The following is a 23,310-nucleotide window of genomic DNA, read 5'->3' as shown; positions in this document are numbered from 1 at the left end:
ATTCTCGCGCTATAATTTCAATAGCGCGACACAAACCTAGATAACAGTAATAGCGAAATTAATTGAGTTGATGTGTTGGATTGATGGCGATGATTAATCAAATTTCAAACAATATTGATAGTATTTCATCGGGGTATCAAAAACCCAAGCAGCCGGCTGCGCCCGCCGTTCCCGAGCAAGTCGCCAAGTCACCTGCGCCAATAAGACAAACTCAGTTAAATGAGCAAGAGATAGAAACCGTCAAATTGGCTTATGATCAGCCAGATGGACGCAATCAAAAAGCGTTAGCCTCTTATCAAGATATTGAAAAAGCCCAAATGCGAGAAGAAATATCCAGCACCTTTGGTATTGACCTCTACGCATAATGCTCGACACTGCCGTTTCATTCCCTATTCAATCTAAGCTTGAAAGCCAATCTATTGCATTGCGTGATGGCTCTTTGGCAGCACTCGCTGTTGGCCAACCTGACTTGCCTATTGTTTTATGCCTTCATGGTTGGCTAGACAATGGGGCGTCATTTATACCGTTACTGCAGGCGTTTGCGCAGCAACAACTGACATCTCAATTCCGTTTTGTGTGTATTGACCTACCCGGTCACGGTCAGTCACAGCATAAAAACAGCGCGTATCACTTTGCTGATTGGGTTGATGATGTTTATCAGGTTATCACCGCACTCGGCGAACGGCCCGTTATTTTGGTTGGGCATTCTCTTGGCGCGTTAGTGGCCAGCTGTGTGGCTGCAGCTTTTCCGGAAAAAGTGAGCGCTTTAGTCATGATTGAAGGGGCTGGGCCGTTGGTTCAATCTGTCGCGTCTACCACCACTCATCTGCGCCGTGCTATTTTATCGCGTCAGCAATCCTCGGCACCGAAACCCAGAGCATTAAGTTCATTAGTGCAGGCGAAACAGCGCGCATTAGGGATCAGTAAGCGTTGTGCGACGTTATTAGCCACGCGTGGGGCGGTGCAGGTAAACAATGGCTATATTTGGCGTCATGATCCTAGGCTGACATATTTATCACCTTTTCGGCTGTCAGAATCACAAGCGCAGCAATTAATTAAAGACATTAAATGCCCAACAATGTGCATTTTGGGCACAGATGGTTATGCTGAAATGAGTGCACAATTAGCCGAACGCCAGCACTTATTTGCGCAGCTGAGCAAGGTTAAATTGGCAGGCAACCACCATTTGCATATGGAAAATCATCTGGGCGTGGCCCAAACCATAAAAGAATATTTAGTTAAATGTTAGTTTGTTAGCGCTAATAATCTTGGTTATTAAGCAAGTCATTCATATACTGTTTAACATAACGATAACAATTAAAGCACCCAGATATAGGATGAAGTAAGTTATGGACAAAATTTGGCTAGAGCGTTACCCGAGTGATGTGCCATCTGAAATTGACGCTGAGCAATATGACTCGTTAGTGGACTTACTCGATGAAAGCGTCAACAAATATGCAGATCAAGCGGCCTACATCAATATGGGGCAGGCGATGACTTATCGCCGTTTAGAAACCCTTTCTCGCCACTTTGCCGCTTATTTGCAAGAAGAGCTTAAGCTGGAAAAGGGCGATCGCGTCGCGCTGATGATGCCAAATTTATTGCAATACCCCATTGCGATGTTCGGAGTACTAAGAGCGGGCATGGTGGTGGTCAATGTTAATCCCTTATATACCCCACGTGAGCTGAAACATCAGCTAAAAGACTCCGGTGCTAAAGCCATTGTTATCGTGTCTAACTTTGCTCATACCTTAGAAAAAGTGGTACAAGAAACACCGATTGAACACGTTATTTTGACCCGTTTGGGCGACCAGCTTAATCCCATTAAAGGCACGCTGGTCAATTTTGTGGTCAAGTACATTAAAAAAATGGTGCCCAAATACCATTTACCTAACGCCGGTACGTTTCGTCATGCCTTGAAAAAGGGCGAATATTTACAATATGTAAAACCTAAATTATGTCCTGATGATTTAGCATTTTTGCAATATACCGGTGGCACAACTGGTTTATCTAAAGGTGCGATGTTAAGTCATAAAAATATTATTGCTAATTTATTGCAGGCACTTGGTGCTTATGGCCCAGTGCTAAAAGAAGGCAAAGAGATTGTTGTTACCGCGCTGCCCCTGTATCACATCTTTGCTTTAACGGTTAATTGCTTATTGTTTATGCGCTTAGGTGCAACCAATCTACTGATCACTAACCCACGAGATATCCCTGCGTTTGTTAAAGACTTAGCCAGCATTCCTTACACAGCAATCACTGGCGTTAATACCTTGTTTAATGCCTTAATCAATAACGAGGAATTTAAACAACTGGATTTTAGCCCTTTGCGTTTCAGTGTTGGCGGCGGTATGGCTGTGCAACAAGCGGTCGCAGAGCAATGGCAAAACATTACAGGTTGTCGTCTGCTAGAAGGTTATGGTTTAACTGAATGTTCGCCATTAGTAACGGTGAACCCATACAACTTAGACACTTACAATCACAGTATTGGTTTGCCTATGCCCTCAACAGAGGTGCGTTTTGTAGATGAATCAGGCCAAGAGGTCGCCCTAGGCGAGTCGGGTGAAATGCAAGTGCGTGGTCCCCAAGTGATGTCAGGTTATTGGGGCAAAAAACACACCCCTGAGCTTACCGAAGACAATTGGATTTGCACCGGCGATATTGCTCGAATAGATGAGCAAGGGTTTATCTACATTGTCGACCGTAAAAAAGACATGATATTGGTTTCTGGTTTTAACGTATTTCCGAATGAACTTGAAGATGTGGTGTCCAGTAATGCCAAGGTATTAGAAGTGGCCGCTATTGGTATCCCTGATGCCGTTTCTGGTGAAGCAGTAAAAGTTTTTGTGGTGAAAAAAGACAGTACCTTAACAAAAGAAGAATTAATCCAATACTGCCGCAAAGAGTTAACTGCCTATAAGGTGCCAAAACTGGTAGAATTTCGCGATGAGCTTCCTAAAACCAATGTCGGAAAAATATTACGCCGTGTCTTAAGGGAAGAAGAATTAGCCAAATTGGCAAAGGCCGAAAGTTAAGAGATAAGCAGTTGGAATTTAATTTTATTGATAGTCAAAGTCAGCTACAGCAACTCTGTGCTGGCTTAACGCCAAGCCTAATGGCATTGGATACCGAATTTGTTAGAACCCGTACCTTTTATGCCAACTTAGGCTTGTTACAATTAGCTCAAGATGGCCAGTTTCATCTCATTGATCCGTTAGCAGTAGGGGATTTAACGCCATTTTGGCAACAACTATCAGTGAAAACCAGCTTATGGCACTCGTTTGGTGAGGATTTAGAAATTGTTCTTAACCATAAAGGTAACTTAGAGGGTGAATATTTAGATACGCAAGTTGCTTGTGGCTTTTTGAATATGGGCCACTCATTAGGTTATGCGGCCATGGTTGCCCAGCTCACCGGAGTGGTATTAGATAAAGGCGAATCAAGAACCGATTGGTTAGCGCGTCCGTTGCAGCCCGCTCAGCTTGATTACGCCATTAAAGACGTGGTTTATCTTGAGCAGTGCTATAACCAACTGGCGGAAAAATTAGCCATTAAAGGCATGACTGAGTTTTTCAAGCAAGAATGTCAAAACTTAGTGCAAAAGCGACTGCAAAAAGTGCAGCCAGATGAGATCTATATTGATTTAAAAAATGCGTCTAAGCTTTCACGTCGCAGTTTAGCTATTTTTAAGCTGCTGGCCAGTTGGCGTTATCAAACCGCGAAGTCACGCAACTATGCGTTAAACTTTGTGGTTAAAGAAGCCCATTTATGGGAAATTGCTAAACATGCACCCACCACCAAAGCACAATTATCAGCCATTGGTGTGACCGACCAAGAAATTCGAATTCATGGTAATGCTTTGTTACAGCTTGTGAAACAAGGCTTGGCTGTGGCGAATGATGATTGTCCAAGCAAAATCAAACCAATCATAGAATACCCAGCTTATAAAAAAGAATTCAAACGGATAAAAGATGCAGTGACCTTGGCTGCCACTACCTATGATCTTCCCGTTGAGCTTATTGCTTCAAAGAAGACTATTCACCAATATTTATCTTGGTTATGGAAATTATCGGATGCGCAAAAAGAGACAGCTGAAAAACCCATGTTATTGTCTAGCTGGCGGTTTGAGTTAATGGCGAAGCATTTAGGCGAATAGTGGATTTTAGCTGTTAGTTAGAAGGTCACTACAAGAATAGAACGAAAAAACCACACAATCGTGCGGTTTTTTGTATTCTAGAGCCGTCGCAGTGAAGTAACTGTTACTTGTTATCTTCAGGCAACATCACGTTTAGCTCAAGCACCGATAAGTTTGAACCTTTTTGCTCAAGTTGCACGGTAACCTGCTCAGGTGAAATCTCTACGTATTTACGGATCACTTGCAAAATGTCATTGCGTAGCTCAGGTAAGTAATCCGGACCTGCGCGCTGGCCGCGTTCATGAGCAACGATAATTTGCAGGCGTTCCTTAGCGAGCTGTGCAGTATTATTCTTATTTGATCTAAAGTAATCAAGCAACGACATCTTATCCTCCAAATATGCGACTCAGTAGGCCTTTCTTTTCTTCTTGTATAAAACGGAACTCGCGGCTTTCACCTAATAGGCGGTCAACCGCATCTTGGTAAGCCATACCTGCATCGCTTTCACTATCAAGTATAACGGGTTCACCTGAGTTTGACGCTTTAAGTACAGCCTGTGATTCAGGGATCACACCGAGTAGCTTCACCGCTAAAATATCATTGATGTCTTCAACGCTGAGCATGTCGCCAGTATTAACACGCTTTGGTGAATAGCGAGTAATTAACAAGTGTTCTACAATCGGCTCTAAGCCTTGTTCAGCTCGGCGAGATTTACTTGAAAGCATGCCAATAATACGATCTGAATCGCGCACTGATGATACTTCAGGGTTAGAGGTAATAATCGCCTCGTCGGCAAAGTAAAGGGCCATCATCGCGCCTTTCTCGATACCTGCTGGTGAATCACAAACAATGTAATCAAAGCGTTCGGCTAAGTCGTTTAAAACCTTCTCAACGCCTTCTTTGGTTAACGCGTCTTTGTCTCGCGTTTGAGACGCAGGTAAAATATATAAATTTTCGATGCGTTTGTCTTTGATAAGCGCTTGGTTAAGGTTTGCTTCTTCATTGATTACATTTACAAAATCATAAACAACGCGACGCTCACAGCCCATGATCAAGTCAAGGTTACGTAATCCAATATCAAAATCTACGATCACCGTTTTCTTACCTGCTTGCGCTAGACCTGTACCAATTGCTGCGCTGGTGGTCGTTTTACCAACGCCGCCTTTACCTGATGTGACGACAATAATTCTTGCCATTCCCGATGTTCCTTTATGATTAATCTAGATTTGAAATTTTCAATTGATCGTTTTCAAGGGAAACAGTGGCAGCGTGTTGCCAGCATTCTTCTTGTAACGTTTCACTTAATTTGTAATTGCCGCAAATAGAAATTAGTTCAGCTTCCAAGTTACGACAAAATATGCGTGAGTTTATATCGCCTTTAGCACCTGCAATTGCGCGTCCACGTAAATGGCCGTAAACGTGAATACTACCATCAGCAATGACTTCAGCTCCAGCGCTGACGGAGCCAATAATGACCAAATTTTTATCTTTCGCATATAATTGCTGACCAGATCTAAGTTGCCCTTGATGAAATAAGGTGGCGGGCGAGTCTTGATGCTGGATCTCAACCTGTGTTTCGATGCGAGTTTCAACTTTTGCTTCAACAACTGGCACCGGTGTTTCCGCTTGACTGGCTTGTCCTGAGGTTAAAACGGCTAGCCCGGCCTGACGCGCTGCTTGTTTCACCGCATTACTTTGAGCACCGGTAATGCCAACCAAGACAAACTGTTGGCTCTTAATCACCTCACTGAGCCCCATAAAATCAATTTCGTCTTCACATTTTTCAATGTTGATAACGACAGGTGCGCCACTAAAGAAAGCGGGAGCCTGTTGCACTTTTTGTTGCAATGCATGCTGGATCGAAGACAAATTACCATCGCTGATATTTAAAACAAAAAGTGTAAAATTGGTGCCTTTTAACTCAATATTATTCTCGGCCATATGGTGGCGATTTCCTATCAGTAATAATTCTGCTAAATCTATTAATTGCCTATTGCCCGTCATGTTATAGTCTGTCTCCAAGTTAGGCAAGAAATGACCAAGAAGCATCTTATGTTGTGTGCGATATATAAAAGTTTAAAGAAAGAAGAGACCTATCTTTATTTAGCGAAGAAAGACGATTTTACACCTGTTCCAGAAGCCTTGATGAAGATGTTCGGTAAGGCGCAGTTGGTTTTAGTGATCAACTTAGCAAAACAGCAGCATTTAGTGCGTGCCGATATTGATAAAGTAAAGCAGTCACTCACCGATGAGGGTTTTTACTTGCAGTTGCCGCCTCCGCCAATCAATTATTTAGAGCAACATAAAGCTCAACAAAAAAAGGACAAATAATAGACTATGCGTTTTTTAATGTTAACAAGCTTACTTTTTTCGGGCGCCGTATTTGCCCAAGCAGCTGAAAAGCCAGACTATAAAACCTATCTTAGCGCTATTAAGGCCGAAGCTATTGAGCAAGGTATTAGCGAGAAGGTAGCCCAGCAAGCCTTGTCTCAAGCTAAATTTATCGAACGCGCAGTTAAATTGGATAAATCCCAGCCAGAATTTAAGCAAACTTTAGACACCTATTTACCGAAAGCGGTGCCGCAGTGGAAAATTAAACAGGCGCGTGATTTATACAAAAAGCACCGCGTAGAGTTAGAGAAAATTGGCAAAGATTTCGGTGTACAACCGCGCTTTATTGTGGCCTTGTGGGGCATTGAAACTAACTTTGGTGGTTACACCGGCAATTTTGATGTGGTGTCAGCATTAGCCACCTTAGCTTACGATGGCCGCAGAGAAGCCTTCTTTAAAGAGCAACTGTTTGCCGCGCTAACCATTTTGGATGAAGGCCACATTAGTTTAGACAAAATGCAAGGCTCATGGGCTGGTGCCATGGGGCAATGCCAGTTTATGCCTACGTCATTTTTAACTTACGCCGTGGATTACAGTGGCGATGGTCGTAAAGACATTTGGCAAACTAAATCAGATGTTTTTGCCTCAGCGGCTAACTACTTAAAAATGTCAGGTTGGAATAATGATTTAACTTGGGGGCGCCAAGTTAAAATTCCAGAAAATTTAGATATTAGTCTGACCGGTTTAAAACAATCTCAAAAAACCTTAGCGCAATGGCAAGCCCTCGGCGTGAGAAAGGCTGATGGCTCAGACTTACCAACCCGTGATATTTCAGCATGGTTGGTGCTGCCCGATGATGAACATGGCCGTGCGTATTTAGCCTATGATAACTATGCCACCTTAATGAAGTGGAATCGCTCTAACTATTTTGTTGCGGCAGTGGGCACACTTGCCGACAGCATTGCCTATCCACCGATTAAGTAAGAACGTTATAATGTGTTTTTAAGGTGCGCATTCGCGCACCTTTTTTATTGAGCCAATGTGATGACCAAGAAAAAAATTAATATAAAACAACTAGAAACTAAATTTTGGCAGGAAAAAACCTTAGCCAAAATGACGCCGCAAGAATGGGAGTCATTATGTGACGGTTGTGGTAAGTGCTGCCTAAGTAAGCTGATAGATGATGAAACAGATGAGCTGCATTACACCAATGTTGCTTGTAAGTTACTCAACACTAAAAGCTGTCAGTGTAAAAAATATGACAAGCGGTTTAAGTTAGTGCCTGACTGCGTCAAAGTGTCATTGGTGAATATTGATCAATTTCAATGGTTGCCCCTGAGTTGCGCTTACCGAAGAATTGTTGAGGGGCAAGATTTGCCCGAGTGGCATCCTTTGCTCACAGGCAGCAGCAGTGCAATGCATGCAGGCGGGCACTCGGTGCGCGGCAAAGTGATCACCGAATATGATGATATTGATTTAGAAGATCACGTGGCGACTTGGCCTGCAGAGTAAAATAACAATATTCGACCGAGGCAAGGTTCATTTTGAAAGAAAAGCTCAGGGCATGACAACTTACACGGATGAGGGATAGCTGATTAGCGTGGCTAGAGGCTCTAGATAAGACCGACTAATAAAACAAGCAGCACTCTGCCACTTGTTTTATTAGGTATTTTCCCCAACGAGCTTTGCTATTCACAGCACTTCTTTTTGCCAAATTGACCCGCTAGCACCACTAAGAAAATGACACTGTAGATAGTGAAACACACCACTAGCCATTGCGGCATGCTATAACCGAGGAACTGCCATACAATATCGGCACAATCACCGGTCGGGTTAAATAACCATGGTACCCATTGATGCAATGGCATCCATTCAGGGAAGTTTGGAATAAAGTCACAAGTGTAGAAAGGAGAAGGATTCATTTGGTAATCAACATGCTCAAGAGCAAGTTGTAGGCCCCAAAACGCACTGGTACCCCATAATACAAAGCCCAGCCAGCGGGTGGCAAAAAAATCAGGCTTGATCGCGCCAACTAATCCGGTTGCGATGATCCCCATCATGGCGATGCGTTCATAAATGCACATCACACAGGGCTCTAATTCCATCACATGCTGAAAGAATAGGGCGGTTAGCTCAAGGCAAAAGGCGGAAAAGGCCAACAGTAACCAAGGGCCACGTGTTGACGCTAACTGATTGAGGTACTGCATAAAATTTCGTTCCTTGAATAATAAAAAACCCAGTTATTATACTGGGTTTTTATTTGCTAAAACTATGATCTTTACACAACTAGACATTAATCTGCTGTAACAAATTTGTATCGTAATCAAATAACATACATCACGATACCCTTGCTGTGTGATTAGTGTCCGCTGACAGCACCTGCTGCTCCAGCAGCCGAATGATGATTAATCAGTTCATGCATGTACAACCAATCTGTTGTGCCTTCCAAGAAAAACATAATGCCGATCATGCCGACAATGGCAAGCACGATAGTGTATGGCAGTGCCATCCACACCATACGGCCGTAAGACAAGCGTACTAATGGTGCAATTGCAGAAGTTAATAGGAATAAAAATGCTGCTTGACCATTTGGCGTTGCCACTGACGGTAGGTTAGTACCGGTATTGATGGCTACCGCTAATAGATCAAACTGGTCACGCGTGATTTGGCCATTGAGTAGCGCTGTTTTTACTTCGCTAATGTAAATAGTGCCAACAAACACGTTATCGCTGAGCATAGAAAGCAAGCCGTTTGCGACATAAAATAGTGCTAGTTGAGAGTGACCATCTTGCGCAAGTACGGCTTCGATAACAGGCTTAAACAACTGTTGATCGATGATGACTGCAACAATCGTGAAAAATACGGCGAGTAGTGCGGTAAAGGGTAAGGCTTCTTCAAAGGCTTTACCTAGCGCGTGCTCTTCAATAATGCCGGTAAAAGCGGTAGCAAGCACAATCACAGACAGACCAATTAAACCAACGGGAGCCAAATGCAATGCTAAACCGATGATTAACCAAACGCCAATTAAGCCTTGAATAAGCAGTTTAGCTACATCTCGCTCTGTCATTTTGGCATCGGATTCGTTATCAAAATCAACCATAATTTGACGTACTGCAGCGGGTAATTTTGCACCGTAGCCAAACCAACCCATTTTCTCTACAAAGTAACAGGTTGCCATACCACAGATAAAAACAGGTACAGTAACGGGCGCCATACGTAAGGCAAATTCTATAAAGTCCCAAGAGGCTTGGTCAGCAATTATTAGGTTTTGTGGCTCACCAACTTGAGTACACACACCACCTAGTGCAGAGCCGACACCGGCATGCATCAATAGGCTACGTAGGAAAGCGCGGAACGTTTCTAAATCTTCACGACGTTGCTCTTGTAGGCTGTTATCACAAGTGTGGTCATGGTCTAGGGCACTGTTATCCTTACCAGAAGCTACTTTATGATAAATGCTATAGAACCCAACTGCGACACTGATGACCACGGCAATAACGGTTAACGCATCAAGGAAGGCCGATAGGAAAGCCGCAGCGAAACAAAATGAAAGTGAAAGCAGTGGCTTAGATTTAACTTTAATCAACAACTTAGTAAATATATAAAGTAATAAGTTCTTCATGAAGTAAATACCTGCAACCATAAAGATCAACAGCAGTATTACTTCAAAATTAGCTAACAGTTCATGTTCAACTTGAGTGGGGGAAGTCATACCGATAACAACGGCTTCTATCGCCAACAGGCCGCCTGGTTGCAGTGGGTAACATTTAAGCGCCATGGCCAAAGTAAAGATAAATTGAGCCACTAGTAGCCAGCCCGCTACAAAGGGATCAATAGAGAAAATGATAGGGTTAATTACTAAAAATGTAATAATGGCCCATTTGTACCATTTTGGCGCGTTACCGAGGAAATTTCGGCAACCGGCGATCAGTAAGTCTGACATTGTTTTATTAACTTCCTTTGTCCAATATAATAGGTGCGGCTAGCATGTATAGTTATGAATTCAGTCCTGGTGGGAAAATTCTTTTTTTTGCCAGTCCGATTTGATGGCACAATATATGCGTCTTATTAAATCGCGCGTATTGTAGCCAGATTGGTGCAATTTTGATGTAGTTGATAACAAAAAATAACGTGATCTACGTCACGAAGTAATGGATGCAAGTAATGGTTCATTTTTTCTTTAGATTTCCATTTCCTTTTGGGTCTTAAGGACGACAGCTTTAACTCAGGTCATTAGGTTATTCAAGAGTGGATAGAATGGTATTTAGAGCCCAAAGCCCTGCTGGTGTAGCAGAAGAATATTTAATCGATTCCATTTGGAATGAGCGTTTCCCACCGGGCTCAATTTTGCCTGCAGAGCGTGAGCTATCAGAAATGATAGGGGTAACAAGAACGACATTAAGGGAAGTATTACAGCGCCTTGCTCGCGATGGATGGTTGACCATACGCCATGGTAAACCCACGCAAGTAAATGATATATGGCAAACATCTGGCCTTAATATATTAGAAACATTGGCTCGGCTTGACGGTGACAAATTCCCTCAACTGATTGATCAGTTGTTATCGGCAAGGACAAATATCAGTGCCATTTTTATTCGCAGTGCGTTAAAGCGTAACCCAGAGAAAGTGCTTGAAATTATTGCGCAGCGGCCCTCAGTTGATGCAAATGGCGATCAATTTGTTGATTATGATTATTACTTTTATCATGAACTGGCGTTAGCGTCAGACAACATGATTTATGTATTAGTACTGAACGGTTTTAAAAATTTATACAAGAAGTTAGGTGTTTTTTACTTCGCCTTACCTCAAGCACGTCATTTAGCATTAGAATTTTACCTTGGCCTTGAGCATTTTGTTGCAGCGGATAAGCACAATAGCTTGCACCAATATGTCCGTGAATATGGTAAGCAAAGCGCTGAGTTATGGAGCTTAGTAAAAAGCCAATTGCCTGATAGCTTTAATGATTAACCATCTTGTTGAGCGTTCGCCTTTTGGCTCGAGTTTAAGCCAAAAGGCGAGTTTAAGTAACATTTAATCTAAACCTGCAATTATTTAAAAGAGTATGTCTATCGCAAAGCGCTGTGAATATGCTCCTATACGCTTTGCGTTTTCATCCCTGAAAACGAAATTTTGCTTTAAAACATACTGTATCTGGCTGCGTTAGGCTTAAACAGAACTGAGGTGAGTTAAATTAAATCATCTGACACCGCTATGTTTGGCGGTACCTTAGCTAAGATGTGAATCTTGCCATCATCTTGCTCTTGCTCTAATGAAACGTCAAATCCCCATAAACGATGCAGGTGTTTTAATACTTCCTGAGTGCTTTCACCAAGTGGGATTTTTTGATGCGGCACATAGCGTAATTTCAATGAACGATCACCATTTAAATCAACACTGTAAACTTGTATGTTGGGTTCAATATTACTCAAATTGTACTGCTCTGCGAGCTGTTGGCGAATTTTCTGGTAGCCGGCTTCATCGTGAATCGCTTCAACATTAATGTAGTTTTTACTGTCATCATCAATTACACCAAAAAGCTTAAAATCTCGTATTAGCTTAGGGGACAAATATTGGCCAATAAAACTTTCATCTTTAAAGTTTTGCATGGCAAAGTGCAGCGTATCTAACCAGTTACTGCCTGCAATATCCGGAAACCACTCTTTGTCTTCATCGGTAGGATGTTCGCAAATGCGTCTAATATCCGTAAACATGGCAAAGCCAAGGGCATAGGGATTAATGCCAGAATAATAATTGGCGTTATAAGGAGGCTGTAGTGTCACGTTGGTATGGTTGTGGATTACCTCTAGCATAAATTTGTCTGATAGCTTTCCTTCATCGTACAAATGTTGCATTAAGGTGTAGTGCCAAAAAGTCGCCCAGCCTTCGTTCATCACTTGAGTTTGTTTTTGTGGGTAAAAATACTGACTGATCTTACGCACTATTCTCACGATCTCGCGCTGCCAAGGTTGCAGTAGTGGTGCATGTTTTTCAATAAAATAGAGAATGTTTTCTTGCGGCTCATTTGGAAAACGTGCAGCAGCGGGATTCGTTTTTTCTGGTTTAATCGGAATAGTCCGCCACAAAGCATTAACTTGGCTTTGCATGTAATCTGTGCGCTCTTGCTGGCGGCGCTTTTCCTCACTTAGGGATATTTTTTGTGGGCGCTTATAGCGATCTACGCCATAGTTCATTAACGCATGGCATGAATCGAGAATGTCTTCTACTTCATCGATACCATATTTTTCTTCACATTGTTCAATGTACTGTTTAGCAAATAATAGATAATCGATAATAGAGCTGGCGTCGGTCCAGGTTTTAAATAAGTAATTATTTTTGAAAAATGAATTATGGCCATAACAAGCGTGTGCGATCACTAATGCTTGCATGGGCAAGGTGTTTTCTTCCATTAAATAGGCAATACAAGGATCAGAGTTAATCACTATTTCATAGGCCAACCCCATTTGGCCGCGCTTATAGGTTTGTTCGGTTTGAATAAATTTCTTACCAAATGACCAGTGGCGATAACCAATAGGCATGCCCACGCTTGAGTAGGCATCCATCATTTGTTCAGCGGTAATCACCTCGATTTGATTCGGGTAAGTATTAAGGCGATAAATATTAGCAACCCGTTGAATTTCTTTATCATAAAGGGCAAGCAAATCAAAATCCCAGTCCGGTCCATGGGGTAAATGTTTGGTTTTTTTCATATTCCCTTCCTAAGCAGCTTGCTTCTTAAATAACTCCCTAAAAACAGGGAAAATATCGTTTACGCTGCGAATATGTTGCATGGCAAATTCAGGGTGCGTTTCAGTTAATTTCTCGTATTCACGCCATAGGGACTGGTGAGGACGATTAGTTATTTCAATATAGGCATAATAGCGTAGCCAAGGCAGTAGTTTATCCTCGAGTATTTTCCTGCAAGTCGGTGAATCATCGGCCCAGTTATCTCCATCTGACGCTTGTGCTGCGTAGATGTTCCATTGATTCTCAGGGTAGCGCTCTTGTACTATTTCATGCATTAACTTTAACGCACTAGATACGATAGTGCCGCCAGTTTCTTGTGAGTAAAAAAACTCTTGCTCATCCACTTCTTTAGCTTGGGTATGATGGCGAATAAAAACCACTTCAATATGCTGATAACTGCGGGTGAGAAATAAATAGAGTAAAACATAAAAGCGCTTCGCCATTTCTTTGGTAGCTTGATCCATTGAGCCAGAAACGTCCATCAAACAAAACATAACGGCTTGGCTACTGGGCACGGGCCGCTGTACAAAGTTATTAAATTTAAGGTCAAAGGTATCGATAAAAGGTAAATGACGGACCCTGTTTTTAAGGGTTTCAACCTCCTGTTCTAATTCTGCTATTAATATCAAATTTGGCTTTTTTACTTGTCTTAGCTCGTTTATCTGTTGTTCTAGTTCATTGATGCGTCGTTTTTTCCCCGCACCTAACGCAGTCCGACGTAACAGCGAATTTTGTAATGAACGTACAATGTTTATGTTAGCGGGAACACCATCAGAGGTAAAACCCGCACGATAAGTTTTGTATTCAATCAGCTTGTCTAATTGCTTTTGCTCAAGATTAGGTAGAGCGAGATCTTCAAACAATAAATCTAAATATTCATCTTTGGAGATTTGAAAAACAAAATCATCGTTACCTTCACCTTGGTCACTGGCTTCACCTTCACCGCTGCCGGCACCGCCTTGAGGCGGTGGACGTTTAATCTTATCACCAGTGACAAAGCTATCATTGCCCGGGTGAACTTTGCCACGTTTGCCACCATTACCTTGATGAAAAAAAGGCTCAGATAAGTCTTTTTGCGGGATACTGATACTTTCGCCCGATGAAACATCTTGAATGCTTCTTTGGGTCACTGCATCCGATACTGCATGTTTTATTTGCTTTTTATAACGGCGCATAAAGCGCTGGCGATTGACTGTGCTTTTGTTTTTTGAATTTAATCGCCGATCAATAAAATGTGACATAAACGTCCCCTAAATAATGGTGTTTACGAAGCTTTACGCACGCGTAAATACCATTCAGCCAGCAACCTAACTTGTTTACGGGTGTAGCCTTTCTCCATCATGCGGGCAACAAAGTCATCGTGTTTTTTCTGATCATCGGCAGAGGTTTTACCATTAAAAGAAATAACCGGGAGTAAGTCTTCGGTGTTGGAGAACATTTTCTTCTCTATTACGGTACGCAGTTTTTCATAACTGGTCCAATTGGGGTTCTTACCTTGGTTACCGGCGCGTGCGCGCAACACGAAATTGACGATTTCGTTACGGAAATCTTTTGGATTACTGATACCCGCTGGCTTCTCTATTTTTTCCAGTTCACTGTTTAGGGCTGAGCGATCAAATAGTTGGCCAGTTTCAGGGTCTCTGAACTCTTGATCTTGGATCCAAAAATCCGCATAGGTGACATAGCGGTCAAAAATGTTTTGGCCATACTCTGAATAAGACTCAAGGTAAGCCGTTTGAATTTCTTTGCCGATGAACTCAACGTATTTAGGCGTTAAGTAACCTTTCAAAAATTCTAAGTAGCGCTCAGCAACTTCATTGGAAAACTGCTCGCGTTCTATTTGTTGCTCTAACACGTAAAACAAGTGTACCGGATTGGCGGCAATTTCTGTTTCATCAAAGTTAAAAACACGGGACAAAATTTTAAACGCAAATCGAGTGGATAAGCCCGTCATGCCTTCGTCAATACCGGCAAAGTCTCGATACTCTTGGTAAGACTTAGCTTTTGGATCGGTGTCTTTTAAGCTTTCACCATCGTAAACCCGCATCTTAGAGTAGATGCTAGAATTTTCGGGCTCTTTTATCCGTGACAAAATAGAGAATTGGGCCAGTGTTTCGAGTGTGCCCGGCGCACATTTTTCGCCAATCAATTCACTGTTATTAAGCAGTTTTTTGTAAATTTTAACTTCTTCCGTGACACGTAAACAGTAAGGCACTTTTACGATATACACCCGGTCTAAAAAGGCCTCATTATTTTTATTATTTCTAAATGCGGTCCACTCAGATTCGTTAGAGTGAGCTAAAATAATGCCTTCAAATGGCAGGGCAGATAAGCCCTCGGTGCCGTTATAGTTACCTTCTTGGGTAGCGGTTAATAGTGGATGTAGCACCTTGATGGGCGCCTTAAACATTTCAACAAATTCCATTAAGCCTTGGTTGGCACGGCATAAAGCGCCTGAATAGGCATAAGCGTCCGCATCGTCTTGGGCGTAATGCTCTAATTGACGAATATCGACTTTACCCACTAATGATGAGATATCTTGGTTATTCTCATCGCCGGGCTCAGTTTTAGCGATGCCTAATTGGTTTAGGATAGAAGGGTAAACTTTAACCACTTTAAACTGACTAATGTCTCCGCCATATTCTTTTAAACGTTTGGCTGCCCAAGGTGACATAATATTTTGTAGGTACCGTGGCGGAATACCGTATTCACTTTTAAGTAAATTACCGTCTTCGGCTGGGTCAAACAAACACAAAGGGCTGTCGTTAACGGGCGATCCTTTGAGTTTATAAATAGGCACTTTTTGCATTAATTGCTTGAGTTTTTCAGCTAATGAAGATTTACCGCCACCCACCGGGCCCAGTAAATAAAGAATTTGTTTACGCTCTTCTAAGCCCTGTGAGGCATGCTTGAGGTAAGAAACTATCTGCTCGATAGCTTCTTCCATGCCATAAAAGTCTTTAAAAGCGGGGTAACGGTGGATTAAGCGATTAGAAAAAATACGGCTCAATACTGGGTCTTTCGCGGTATCGATGGTCTCAGGCTCACCAATTGCAATGAGCAGGCGTTCGGAGGCAGAGGCATAAACGCTTCTGTCCTCCCGACATAAGTCCAGATACTCGCTAATACTGAATTCTTCTTCTCTTGCTTCTTCGTAACGTGATTTATAATGCTCAAAAATGCTCATAACCTACACTCCCTCAGTTATGCAAACTCCAATGACGCCATTAAAGTTCGTTCATAAGACTGTTATTTGCCTGCCCATATGAAAATGGATCCCTGATTCAAGAAAGATTCCGTTAACCCAGCGAAGTTTGTAGCCAGAGGAATGCTCTGTTTATAAGCCTAGCTGTAAGTTTGAAAATTGCCTTATTAAAGGAGTGTTTTTAAAGCAATTTTTTCTCTACACAGTATTTTTTGCCTTAGCAATAATGTTTGCTAATCTTAACGGTTATTTATTTCATTAGCTGATAATGAGGCGAGAAGCTTCGGTTGACAATCAACTTTCAACCTCTTTCGGAGGCAGCGGCGTACCGCAATGGTTGCAAAATTTAGCGTCAAGATCATGGCCGCTTCGATCACAATGATCACAGTGAATAAGGTGGCGCTCACGGTGCATTTCTTGTGCAAGCTCAGCCGTTATAATCCCAGTGGGAACGGCTAAAATCGAATAACCCACTAACATGGTAATCGAGGCAAGGGTTTGTCCTAATGGCGTACTAGGACTGATGTCACCATAACCAACCGTAGTGATGGTGACAATGGCCCAATAAATACTCTTTGGAATACTGGTAAAACCATTTTCTGGTCCCTCAATAAGGTACATCAAGCAACCGAAAACCACGATTAATAGCGCGACACAAAAGAGAAAAACTAAAATTTTACGTTTTGAGGCGAGCAATGAGCGAAATAACGTATTGGCCTCTTGTAGGTAGCGAAACAGCTTTAACACGCGAAAGATACGTAATACACGCATAATACGAATGATCATTAAGTAGTTGGCGCCCGGGAATAGCAAAGAAATAAATGCTGGTAAAATAGAGAGCAAATCGATAATGCCGTAAAAGCTAAAGGCATACACTTTAGGCTTAGGTGACACATAGAGGCGTACGACGTATTCAAGAGTGAATAACAGTGTAAAAAACCACTCTGCATAATAAAAATAGCGATGATATTGTGGTGAAAGTAGGGTGACGGAATCAAGGATAACCACTGACACACTGGCGAAAATGGCAATGATCAGGCAGATATCAAAGCGGCGACCAGCAGCACTGTGGGTGCCAAATATAATTTCGAAAACGTGTTCTTTGGTCATTGGGGTCTCATTGGGAAATCAGTTAAGGAGGGCATTAAATTGAATCCTTCGGAGGAACTGCTTAGCCTTTAAGCGTTTACCGAATGATGTAGCCCACATTTTAAAAAAGTTTGATGAATATTTGTTTATTTCACTTGGAAATTCAATACTGACAAATAGGTTGTTATATCTACCTGTTTAAGGTGGTTAAAATAGCATAACTTGCTAAAAATAAAATTCTTATGTACGAAAAGCAGACTTGTTTACTAGCTCCAAAGGCAAAAATATATGAGATTCATCATAAAGAATTACCTCTTATCTTTAACTCGAGACTAAATACCTTCACACTAGGGGCATTAGCACGTTTTCTTCCTCAGTATACGGAGTGATTTGAGTGAAAATCTTTTTAATGCTTGTTTCTTTTTTAGTGAGTGCGTTTTCGTTGCAAGTCTGGGCAGCACCGCAAAAATCTGATCAACTCATCATTGTGTTGCCTGCCGATGTAAAAGCAGATTACGAAACTTATATCGCAGGGCGCGATCCACTGACCATGACAAATTATACCGGCAATGGCGCAAGACGAGATGTAGTTGAAGTGGTGCTGGTACAACAAGCGCTTAAATTTGGTGGCATTGATTCACCAGTGCGTTTCATAACTGCAGATTCCCACGCCCGTATTATTAAACAAGTATTGGCGGGTCGCGCGGTATTAGCGGGTAACTCAATTTGGTTAGATTTACTCACCAGCAGTGAAGAGCTGTTGTATGTGTCGCAGCCGATTATAGAAAGTGGTCAATTTGAGGCTGGTTTGTATACGATAGAAAGTAATAAAACGGCGCTCAAAGCGAAAGGCATGGATGAAATTCGTAGCTTGATAGCCGTATCAAGCAAAGCTTGGATCATCGATTGGCAAACCTTAAATGCAATGAAAATGCGCAAATTGATAAACACAGTTAAATGGTCGTCAATGGTTAAAATGGTGAATATTGGCCGAGCAGACTTTTTGCTGGCACCATTTCAACCAACACCTGATATGTCATTCGATCCTGAAGGTGTCAAGCTCATCCCTATCCCTAATCTAAAAATAGGCTTACAAGGCTCGCGTCATTTTGCAATATCAAAACGCCACCCACAAGGCAAAGCAGTGGCTGAGGCGTTAGATCGCGGTATTGCCATCATGAAAGAGAGGGGGCTAGTAAACCAAGCTTATCAAGACTCTGGTTTCTTTAATACTAAGGTCAAAGATTGGCAAAAATTACTCTAAATACTCGTTACCCTAAATAATGAAAAGCCAGCTATTTGCTGGCTTTTCTGCGTTTTAGGTGAGCAAAACATTACTTCCAGCTCACTCCAACCCTAAATAAGTCAAAATCATCTATTCGAAAAGCGATCTAGCTAACGAATTATTGCTAATTCCAGCCTTAACCAACTGAAAAAACGTAATTTCTACTAAAGTCTAAGTTTTTTATTGAGCTTTTACATTTAATGTTGTTTGTGCAACAACCTATTAACATTTTAAGGAGAGCGCAATGGCTTTCGAAAATAAAGACATGGCAAAACGCTATTGGGGTGAAAACCTAAAAATCATGGGGATCCTGCTCGCCGTTTGGTTTGCAGTCTCGTATGGCTTTGGCATTTTATTGGTTGAGCCACTCAATCAAATTTCACTAGGCGGTTTTAAGTTAGGCTTTTGGTTTGCACAACAAGGCTCAATTTACACCTTCGTGGTTCTGATTTTTGTGTACGTAGCAAAAATGAACCAGCTCGATAAAAAATATAACGTAGAAGAGTAGGGGTTAACATATGGATATTCAAACCTGGACCTTTATATTAGTCGGCATTACGTTTGCCCTATATATTGGCATTGCCATTTGGGCACGTGCGGCTTCAACGGGCGAGTTTTATGTGGCTGGCGGTGGTGTGCACCCCATTGCAAACGGTATGGCGACGGCGGCTGATTGGATGTCAGCAGCATCGTTTATTTCAATGGCCGGTATTATTTCTTTTATCGGTTATGACGGTGGCGTTTACTTAATGGGTTGGACCGGCGGTTATGTACTGCTTGCCTTGTGTCTTGCTCCTTATTTACGTAAGTTCGGTAAATTTACCGTGCCAGATTTCATAGGTGACCGTTATTACTCGCAAACTGCGCGTATGGTAGCTGTTTTCTGTGCAATTTTTGTATCTTTTACTTACGTTGCAGGTCAAATGCGTGGCGTGGGTGTGGTGTTTTCACGCTTCCTCGAAGTTGATATCAACATGGGTATCATCATCGGTATGTGTATCGTGTTTTTCTACGCGGTAATGGGCGGCATGAAAGGTATTACCTATACCCAAGTTGCTCAATATTGTGTGTTGATCTTTGCCTTTATGGTACCTGCAATCTTCACTTCAATTATGATGACAGGTAACCCAGTACCACAACTTGGTTTTGGTGGCACCATGGCTGATGGCTCTGGTATGTACTTACTGGACAAAATTGATGGGCTCTCTGCTGAGCTCGGCTTTAACCAGTACACCGATGGCTCCAAATCCATGGTTGACGTGTTCTTTATTACCGCTGCGCTAATGGTGGGTACAGCGGGTCTACCACACGTAATCATTCGTTTCTTCACTGTGCCTAAAGTAAAAGATGCGCGCATCTCTGCGGGCTGGGCATTAATCTTTATTGCCATTCTTTACACTACCGCGCCAGCTGTTGCAGCGTTTGCTCGAGTTAACATGATTGATTCAATCAATGGACCAGACTTAAAAGGTGTTCCAGCTGAACAAGCACCTGGTTGGGTAACTAACTGGGAAAAAACAGGTCTCGTTAAGTGGGAAGACAAAAACGGCGATGGTCGCATGTTCTACTCAGGCGATGCCCGCAACGAAATGGACATTAACCGCGATATCATTGTACTGGCTTCACCAGAGCTAGCCAATCTACCAAACTGGGTAGTGGCATTACTTGCTGCGGGTGGTTTAGCAGCGGCACTATCAACAGCTGCAGGTTTGTTATTGGTTATTTCGACTTCGGTGGCCCATGATTTACTGAAAAAAGGCCTCAAGCCTGATATGACGGAAAAACAAGAGCTGCTTGCCGCGCGATTAAGTGCTGTAGGTGCGGTTATTGCAGCGGGCTACATGGGGATCAATCCACCAGGGTTTGTGGCACAGGTGGTTGCCTTTGCATTTGGTCTGGCGGCCTCGTCTTTCTTCCCTGCCATCATTTTAGGTATCTTCTATAAGAAGATGAATAAAGAGGGGGCGATTGCGGGCATGATCTCAGGTATCGTTTTCACTACCGCTTACATCGTGTTCTTCAAGTTCATTAATCCTGAAATGAACACGCCAGATAACTGGTGGTTTGGGATTTCACCAGAAGGTATTGGTACCCTAGGCATGATCTTGAACTTTGTGGTGGCCATTGCAGTGAATAAAGTCACAGCCGAAACGCCGCAAGAGGTACAAGACATGGTTGAAAGCATTCGCTATCCGAAAGGAGCGGGCGCTGCAATAGACCACTAAGAGTTAACCTTTCTTAATAAGTTAAAACCCAGCGCGAGCTGGGTTTTTTTGTTGCTGAGTATTTTGATTAATTAAGTTTGAGCCTGTCATTCCCTTAAATGCTTTTTTCTGTAAAAACAAACGCTATCTACCCCAAGTCTAAGTAAATGAACTGTGTTTTTGTCCTAAATCTTGATTTAGGACGTGCTCAATCGCGTATTGAGTCTCAAAGCTAGACGTATGGTTGCAAAATAGGTTTCTATTTTGTAACAGAGCGGAAAGGAAACAATGAAAGTTAAATGCATTATATTGATGATATTGAGCGGTATCGCAAATTTAGCCAGTGCTGCGTCAGTTGGGTTCCAACAGTTTACCTTGGTAAGTGAAGCCTCGCGGCAAGTGAATGCCAGTATTTGGTATCCCACTCAGGAGGCGACACCGAAAGAAAGAATCGGTGAAAATATTGCTTTTATCGGCACGACTGTGGTTAAAAATGCATCCTTGAGCACAATGAAACGACCCCTCGTACTTTTATCCCATGGTTATCGTGGCAATTGGCGCAACTTAAATTGGCTCGCCACTGCACTTGCAGAGCAAGGAATGATCGTGGCTGCTGTTGATCATCCGGGAACGACTAGCTTTGATCAGTCAGCTTTTTCTGCCTCAAAATGGTGGCTAAGGGCGAATGATTTAGTCCGGTTACTGGATGTTTTATTAGCGGATACAAAGTGGCAAGCAATAATCGACCAAGCCGAGATTTCAGTTGTTGGGCACTCTCTAGGTGGCTGGAGCGCAATGCATTTAATTGGTGCTCAATTTGACCGAGGTGTGTTTCTAGAACAATGTCGAGAATATAACAATCCTCGAACCTGTGGCTTAGGCGAAGAGCTTGGGTTAAACGAACCGCAACCCGACGAACCCAATCAGGTAGCTCTGCTGGACAAGCGCATTACAAAAGCCATTATTTTAGACCTTGGTTTAGCGAGGAGCTTATCCGTTACCAGTTTAAATAAGATTGACGTGCCAACGCTTATTCTCGCTGCAGGGGTTGATATTGGGGATCTGCCACAAGCATTAGAATCGGGTTACTTAGCTGAGCATATGCCCATTTCAACACGGCGATACAAAGTCTATGAAAAAGCGGCGCATTTTAGCTTTATTCAGTTATGTAAGGCGCAAGCAAGTCTGATCTTGGAGCAGGAGCACGCCGGAGACAGTATCATTTGTCGCGATGGTGTCGATACAACACGGGAGCAGCTACACCAAATCATGTTCAGAGATATTTATCGTTTTTTAACACAACCTATTTAATCGTTAGCACGGCGGTAAGCGCTCGGCGTTGTTGAAGTTATACGGCTGAATTCGCGGTTAAAATTTGATTTAGTGTTAAAGCCTGAATCAAGGTAAATTTCTGTGATACTGAGTTCGGTCGTTTTCAATAGCGTTTGAGCGCGCCTTATACGGTATTCGTTAATCACTCTCGACACATTACGCTGATAGATAAGATTGACAGCCAATGATATTTGCCGGCTAGGCAGCCCCAACTTTCTCGCGAGTCGATCAAGGGTTAAATTAGGATCGAGATAAGTTTGTTCTTGTTCCATATGGCTGCTTAGTTTTTCTACTATATCTGTTGCTGCATCGAAATCGAGGTGTATGTTACTCGCGTCTTGCTCTGGAACCGGGGAGGGGTCGCGGCTACATGTGAGTGAACCCACAACCAAAACGGCAATGGCCAAAGTAGGTATTAACACTAAATATGAAAAGGTAAGAATATTAGATACATTCTCGCCTTGGAAAAACGCAATATCCATCGATAATGCGGCATCAATAGCAGCAGAGAACAGTAACATAATACCTGCGGTGTACTTTAGATTAGTGATGGTTTGCACATCAAAAAACCTCACTTGCTCAGGATCCGATTGAGCAGCAAGGAGCAATCTGACGCCATACCAAACAAATAAACCCACTAACATTAAATCAATGGGCGGTGTCCACCAAGGGTAGGTTAGTGAGCAGAGAAAAATGATGCTAGGAGCAACCGCATGCTTAACTGAAAATGACGCCACGCGCTCTGCCATGTAGAAGCAATACCAAGCCATCACTGGAAGCAAAGATGCCAATACAGGTTGTAAGAACTTAACCAGTTGAATGTCAACGGTCCAGCGAAGTCCGACAACCAAAGTGCTGGCGCTACACAGTAATAAAAAAGCAGTTATTCTATTTTCTGCCACGGGGCGCTTAACCCAAACTAAGCCGGTAATTAATAGGAAGAACAGCGAAGCAATATACGGCAGTGGAATACTTAACATAGATC

Annotated in this window: 22 protein-coding genes; 12 read left to right on the top strand and 10 right to left on the bottom strand. The window is 42.5% G+C overall.

Annotated elements, in window-relative coordinates; all coding sequences use genetic code 11:
• Positions 1 to 89 precede the first annotated feature (89 nt).
• The 4 genes from K6Y31_RS09050 (at position 90) to rnd (ending at position 4,156) form a co-directional block, all read left to right on the top strand.
• On the top strand, positions 90 to 365 hold the full coding sequence (locus tag K6Y31_RS09050) for a hypothetical protein (RefSeq protein WP_233052467.1): 276 nt from the start codon (positions 90 to 92) through the stop codon (positions 363 to 365).
• A complete protein-coding gene (locus K6Y31_RS09045; protein ID WP_233052466.1) occupies positions 365 to 1,249 on the top strand; it encodes an alpha/beta fold hydrolase in 885 nt (294 codons plus the stop codon). The genes K6Y31_RS09050 and K6Y31_RS09045 overlap by 1 nt, the downstream gene beginning before the upstream one ends.
• Before the next feature lie 100 nt (positions 1,250 to 1,349).
• Positions 1,350 to 3,035 carry a long-chain-fatty-acid--CoA ligase FadD gene (fadD, locus tag K6Y31_RS09040; RefSeq protein WP_233052465.1) on the top strand — a complete coding sequence of 562 codons (1,686 nt, stop codon included), beginning with the start codon at positions 1,350 to 1,352 and terminating at the stop codon, positions 3,033 to 3,035.
• A gap of 11 nt (positions 3,036 to 3,046) precedes the next feature.
• A complete protein-coding gene (gene rnd / locus K6Y31_RS09035; RefSeq protein ID WP_233052464.1) occupies positions 3,047 to 4,156 on the top strand; it encodes a ribonuclease D in 1,110 nt (369 codons plus the stop codon).
• 103 nt (positions 4,157 to 4,259) lie between these two features.
• Here rnd and minE read toward each other — a convergent pair whose 3' ends face one another.
• The 3 genes from minE to minC are packed head-to-tail and all read right to left on the bottom strand — an operon-like array spanning position 4,260 to position 6,076.
• Positions 4,260 to 4,520: a cell division topological specificity factor MinE gene (gene minE / locus K6Y31_RS09030; protein WP_232799663.1), complete on the bottom strand. Its 261-nt coding sequence runs from the start codon at positions 4,518 to 4,520 to the stop codon at positions 4,260 to 4,262.
• 1 nt (position 4,521) lies between these two features.
• Positions 4,522 to 5,331, bottom strand: a complete 810-nt coding sequence (minD, locus tag K6Y31_RS09025) for a septum site-determining protein MinD (protein ID WP_233052463.1) — start codon at positions 5,329 to 5,331, stop codon at positions 4,522 to 4,524.
• A gap of 19 nt (positions 5,332 to 5,350) precedes the next feature.
• Positions 5,351 to 6,076, bottom strand: coding sequence for a septum site-determining protein MinC (gene minC, locus K6Y31_RS09020; protein WP_233052462.1), 726 nt, complete (start codon positions 6,074 to 6,076; stop codon positions 5,351 to 5,353).
• Positions 6,077 to 6,187: 111 nt separating this feature from the next.
• Between minC and K6Y31_RS09015 the strand changes: the two genes are divergently transcribed.
• Genes K6Y31_RS09015 through K6Y31_RS09005 form a run of 3 tightly spaced genes read left to right on the top strand, consistent with a single transcriptional unit; the run spans position 6,188 to position 7,978 of the window.
• Positions 6,188 to 6,466: a YcgL domain-containing protein gene (locus K6Y31_RS09015; RefSeq protein ID WP_233052461.1), complete on the top strand. Its 279-nt coding sequence runs from the start codon at positions 6,188 to 6,190 to the stop codon at positions 6,464 to 6,466.
• A gap of 18 nt (positions 6,467 to 6,484) precedes the next feature.
• Positions 6,485 to 7,450 carry a lytic murein transglycosylase gene (locus K6Y31_RS09010; RefSeq protein WP_233052460.1) on the top strand — a complete coding sequence of 322 codons (966 nt, stop codon included), beginning with the start codon at positions 6,485 to 6,487 and terminating at the stop codon, positions 7,448 to 7,450.
• 60 nt (positions 7,451 to 7,510) lie between these two features.
• Entirely contained in the window at positions 7,511 to 7,978 is a 468-nt protein-coding gene (locus K6Y31_RS09005; RefSeq protein WP_233052459.1) for a YcgN family cysteine cluster protein, read from the top strand.
• 176 nt (positions 7,979 to 8,154) lie between these two features.
• On the opposite strand, the gene dsbB is transcribed toward K6Y31_RS09005, so the two are convergent.
• Both dsbB and nhaB read right to left on the bottom strand, forming a co-directional pair.
• A complete protein-coding gene (gene dsbB, locus K6Y31_RS09000; protein WP_233052458.1) occupies positions 8,155 to 8,673 on the bottom strand; it encodes a disulfide bond formation protein DsbB in 519 nt (172 codons plus the stop codon).
• Between the two features lie 152 nt (positions 8,674 to 8,825).
• Positions 8,826 to 10,409 (bottom strand): Na(+)/H(+) antiporter NhaB, encoded by a 1,584-nt coding sequence (gene nhaB / locus K6Y31_RS08995; RefSeq protein ID WP_233052457.1) that lies wholly within the window; start codon positions 10,407 to 10,409, stop codon positions 8,826 to 8,828.
• Positions 10,410 to 10,723: 314 nt separating this feature from the next.
• On the opposite strand from nhaB, the gene fadR reads away from it, so the two are divergent.
• Entirely contained in the window at positions 10,724 to 11,434 is a 711-nt protein-coding gene (fadR, locus tag K6Y31_RS08990) for a fatty acid metabolism transcriptional regulator FadR (RefSeq protein WP_233052456.1), read from the top strand.
• A 218-nt stretch (positions 11,435 to 11,652) separates the two neighbouring features.
• On the opposite strand, the gene K6Y31_RS08985 is transcribed toward fadR, so the two are convergent.
• From K6Y31_RS08985 to K6Y31_RS08970, 4 genes are all read right to left on the bottom strand, one after another.
• Positions 11,653 to 13,173, bottom strand: a complete 1,521-nt coding sequence (locus K6Y31_RS08985) for a SpoVR family protein (RefSeq protein ID WP_233052455.1) — start codon at positions 13,171 to 13,173, stop codon at positions 11,653 to 11,655.
• A 9-nt stretch (positions 13,174 to 13,182) separates the two neighbouring features.
• On the bottom strand, positions 13,183 to 14,451 hold the full coding sequence (locus tag K6Y31_RS08980; protein ID WP_233052454.1) for a YeaH/YhbH family protein: 1,269 nt from the start codon (positions 14,449 to 14,451) through the stop codon (positions 13,183 to 13,185).
• Between the two features lie 23 nt (positions 14,452 to 14,474).
• Positions 14,475 to 16,397, bottom strand: coding sequence for a PrkA family serine protein kinase (locus K6Y31_RS08975; RefSeq protein WP_233052453.1), 1,923 nt, complete (start codon positions 16,395 to 16,397; stop codon positions 14,475 to 14,477).
• 312 nt (positions 16,398 to 16,709) lie between these two features.
• Positions 16,710 to 17,525, bottom strand: coding sequence for an ion transporter (locus K6Y31_RS08970; protein WP_233052452.1), 816 nt, complete (start codon positions 17,523 to 17,525; stop codon positions 16,710 to 16,712).
• A 373-nt stretch (positions 17,526 to 17,898) separates the two neighbouring features.
• Here K6Y31_RS08970 and K6Y31_RS08965 point away from each other — a divergent pair, with 373 nt between their 5' ends.
• From K6Y31_RS08965 to K6Y31_RS08950, 4 genes are all read left to right on the top strand, one after another.
• The gene (locus K6Y31_RS08965) at positions 17,899 to 18,768 is read left to right on the top strand and encodes a hypothetical protein (RefSeq protein ID WP_233052451.1); all 870 of its coding nucleotides are present in this window, start codon (positions 17,899 to 17,901) and stop codon (positions 18,766 to 18,768) included.
• Positions 18,769 to 19,033: 265 nt separating this feature from the next.
• Positions 19,034 to 19,297, top strand: coding sequence for a DUF4212 domain-containing protein (locus K6Y31_RS08960; RefSeq protein WP_232799650.1), 264 nt, complete (start codon positions 19,034 to 19,036; stop codon positions 19,295 to 19,297).
• Positions 19,298 to 19,307: 10 nt separating this feature from the next.
• A complete protein-coding gene (locus K6Y31_RS08955) occupies positions 19,308 to 21,014 on the top strand; it encodes a sodium:solute symporter family protein (protein ID WP_233052450.1) in 1,707 nt (568 codons plus the stop codon).
• Between the two features lie 267 nt (positions 21,015 to 21,281).
• Positions 21,282 to 22,304 carry an alpha/beta hydrolase family protein gene (locus K6Y31_RS08950; protein ID WP_233052449.1) on the top strand — a complete coding sequence of 341 codons (1,023 nt, stop codon included), beginning with the start codon at positions 21,282 to 21,284 and terminating at the stop codon, positions 22,302 to 22,304.
• Here K6Y31_RS08950 and K6Y31_RS08945 read toward each other — a convergent pair.
• A complete protein-coding gene (locus tag K6Y31_RS08945; protein ID WP_233052448.1) occupies positions 22,301 to 23,305 on the bottom strand; it encodes a helix-turn-helix domain-containing protein in 1,005 nt (334 codons plus the stop codon). The genes K6Y31_RS08950 and K6Y31_RS08945 overlap by 4 nt on opposite strands.
• Positions 23,306 to 23,310 lie beyond the last annotated feature (5 nt).

It is taken from the genome of Motilimonas cestriensis, from assembly GCF_021295315.1.
In the GTDB taxonomy this organism is placed as follows: domain Bacteria; phylum Pseudomonadota; class Gammaproteobacteria; order Enterobacterales; family CBDFNC01; genus Motilimonas; species Motilimonas cestriensis.
This window is presented reverse-complemented; position numbering and strand designations above follow the sequence as displayed.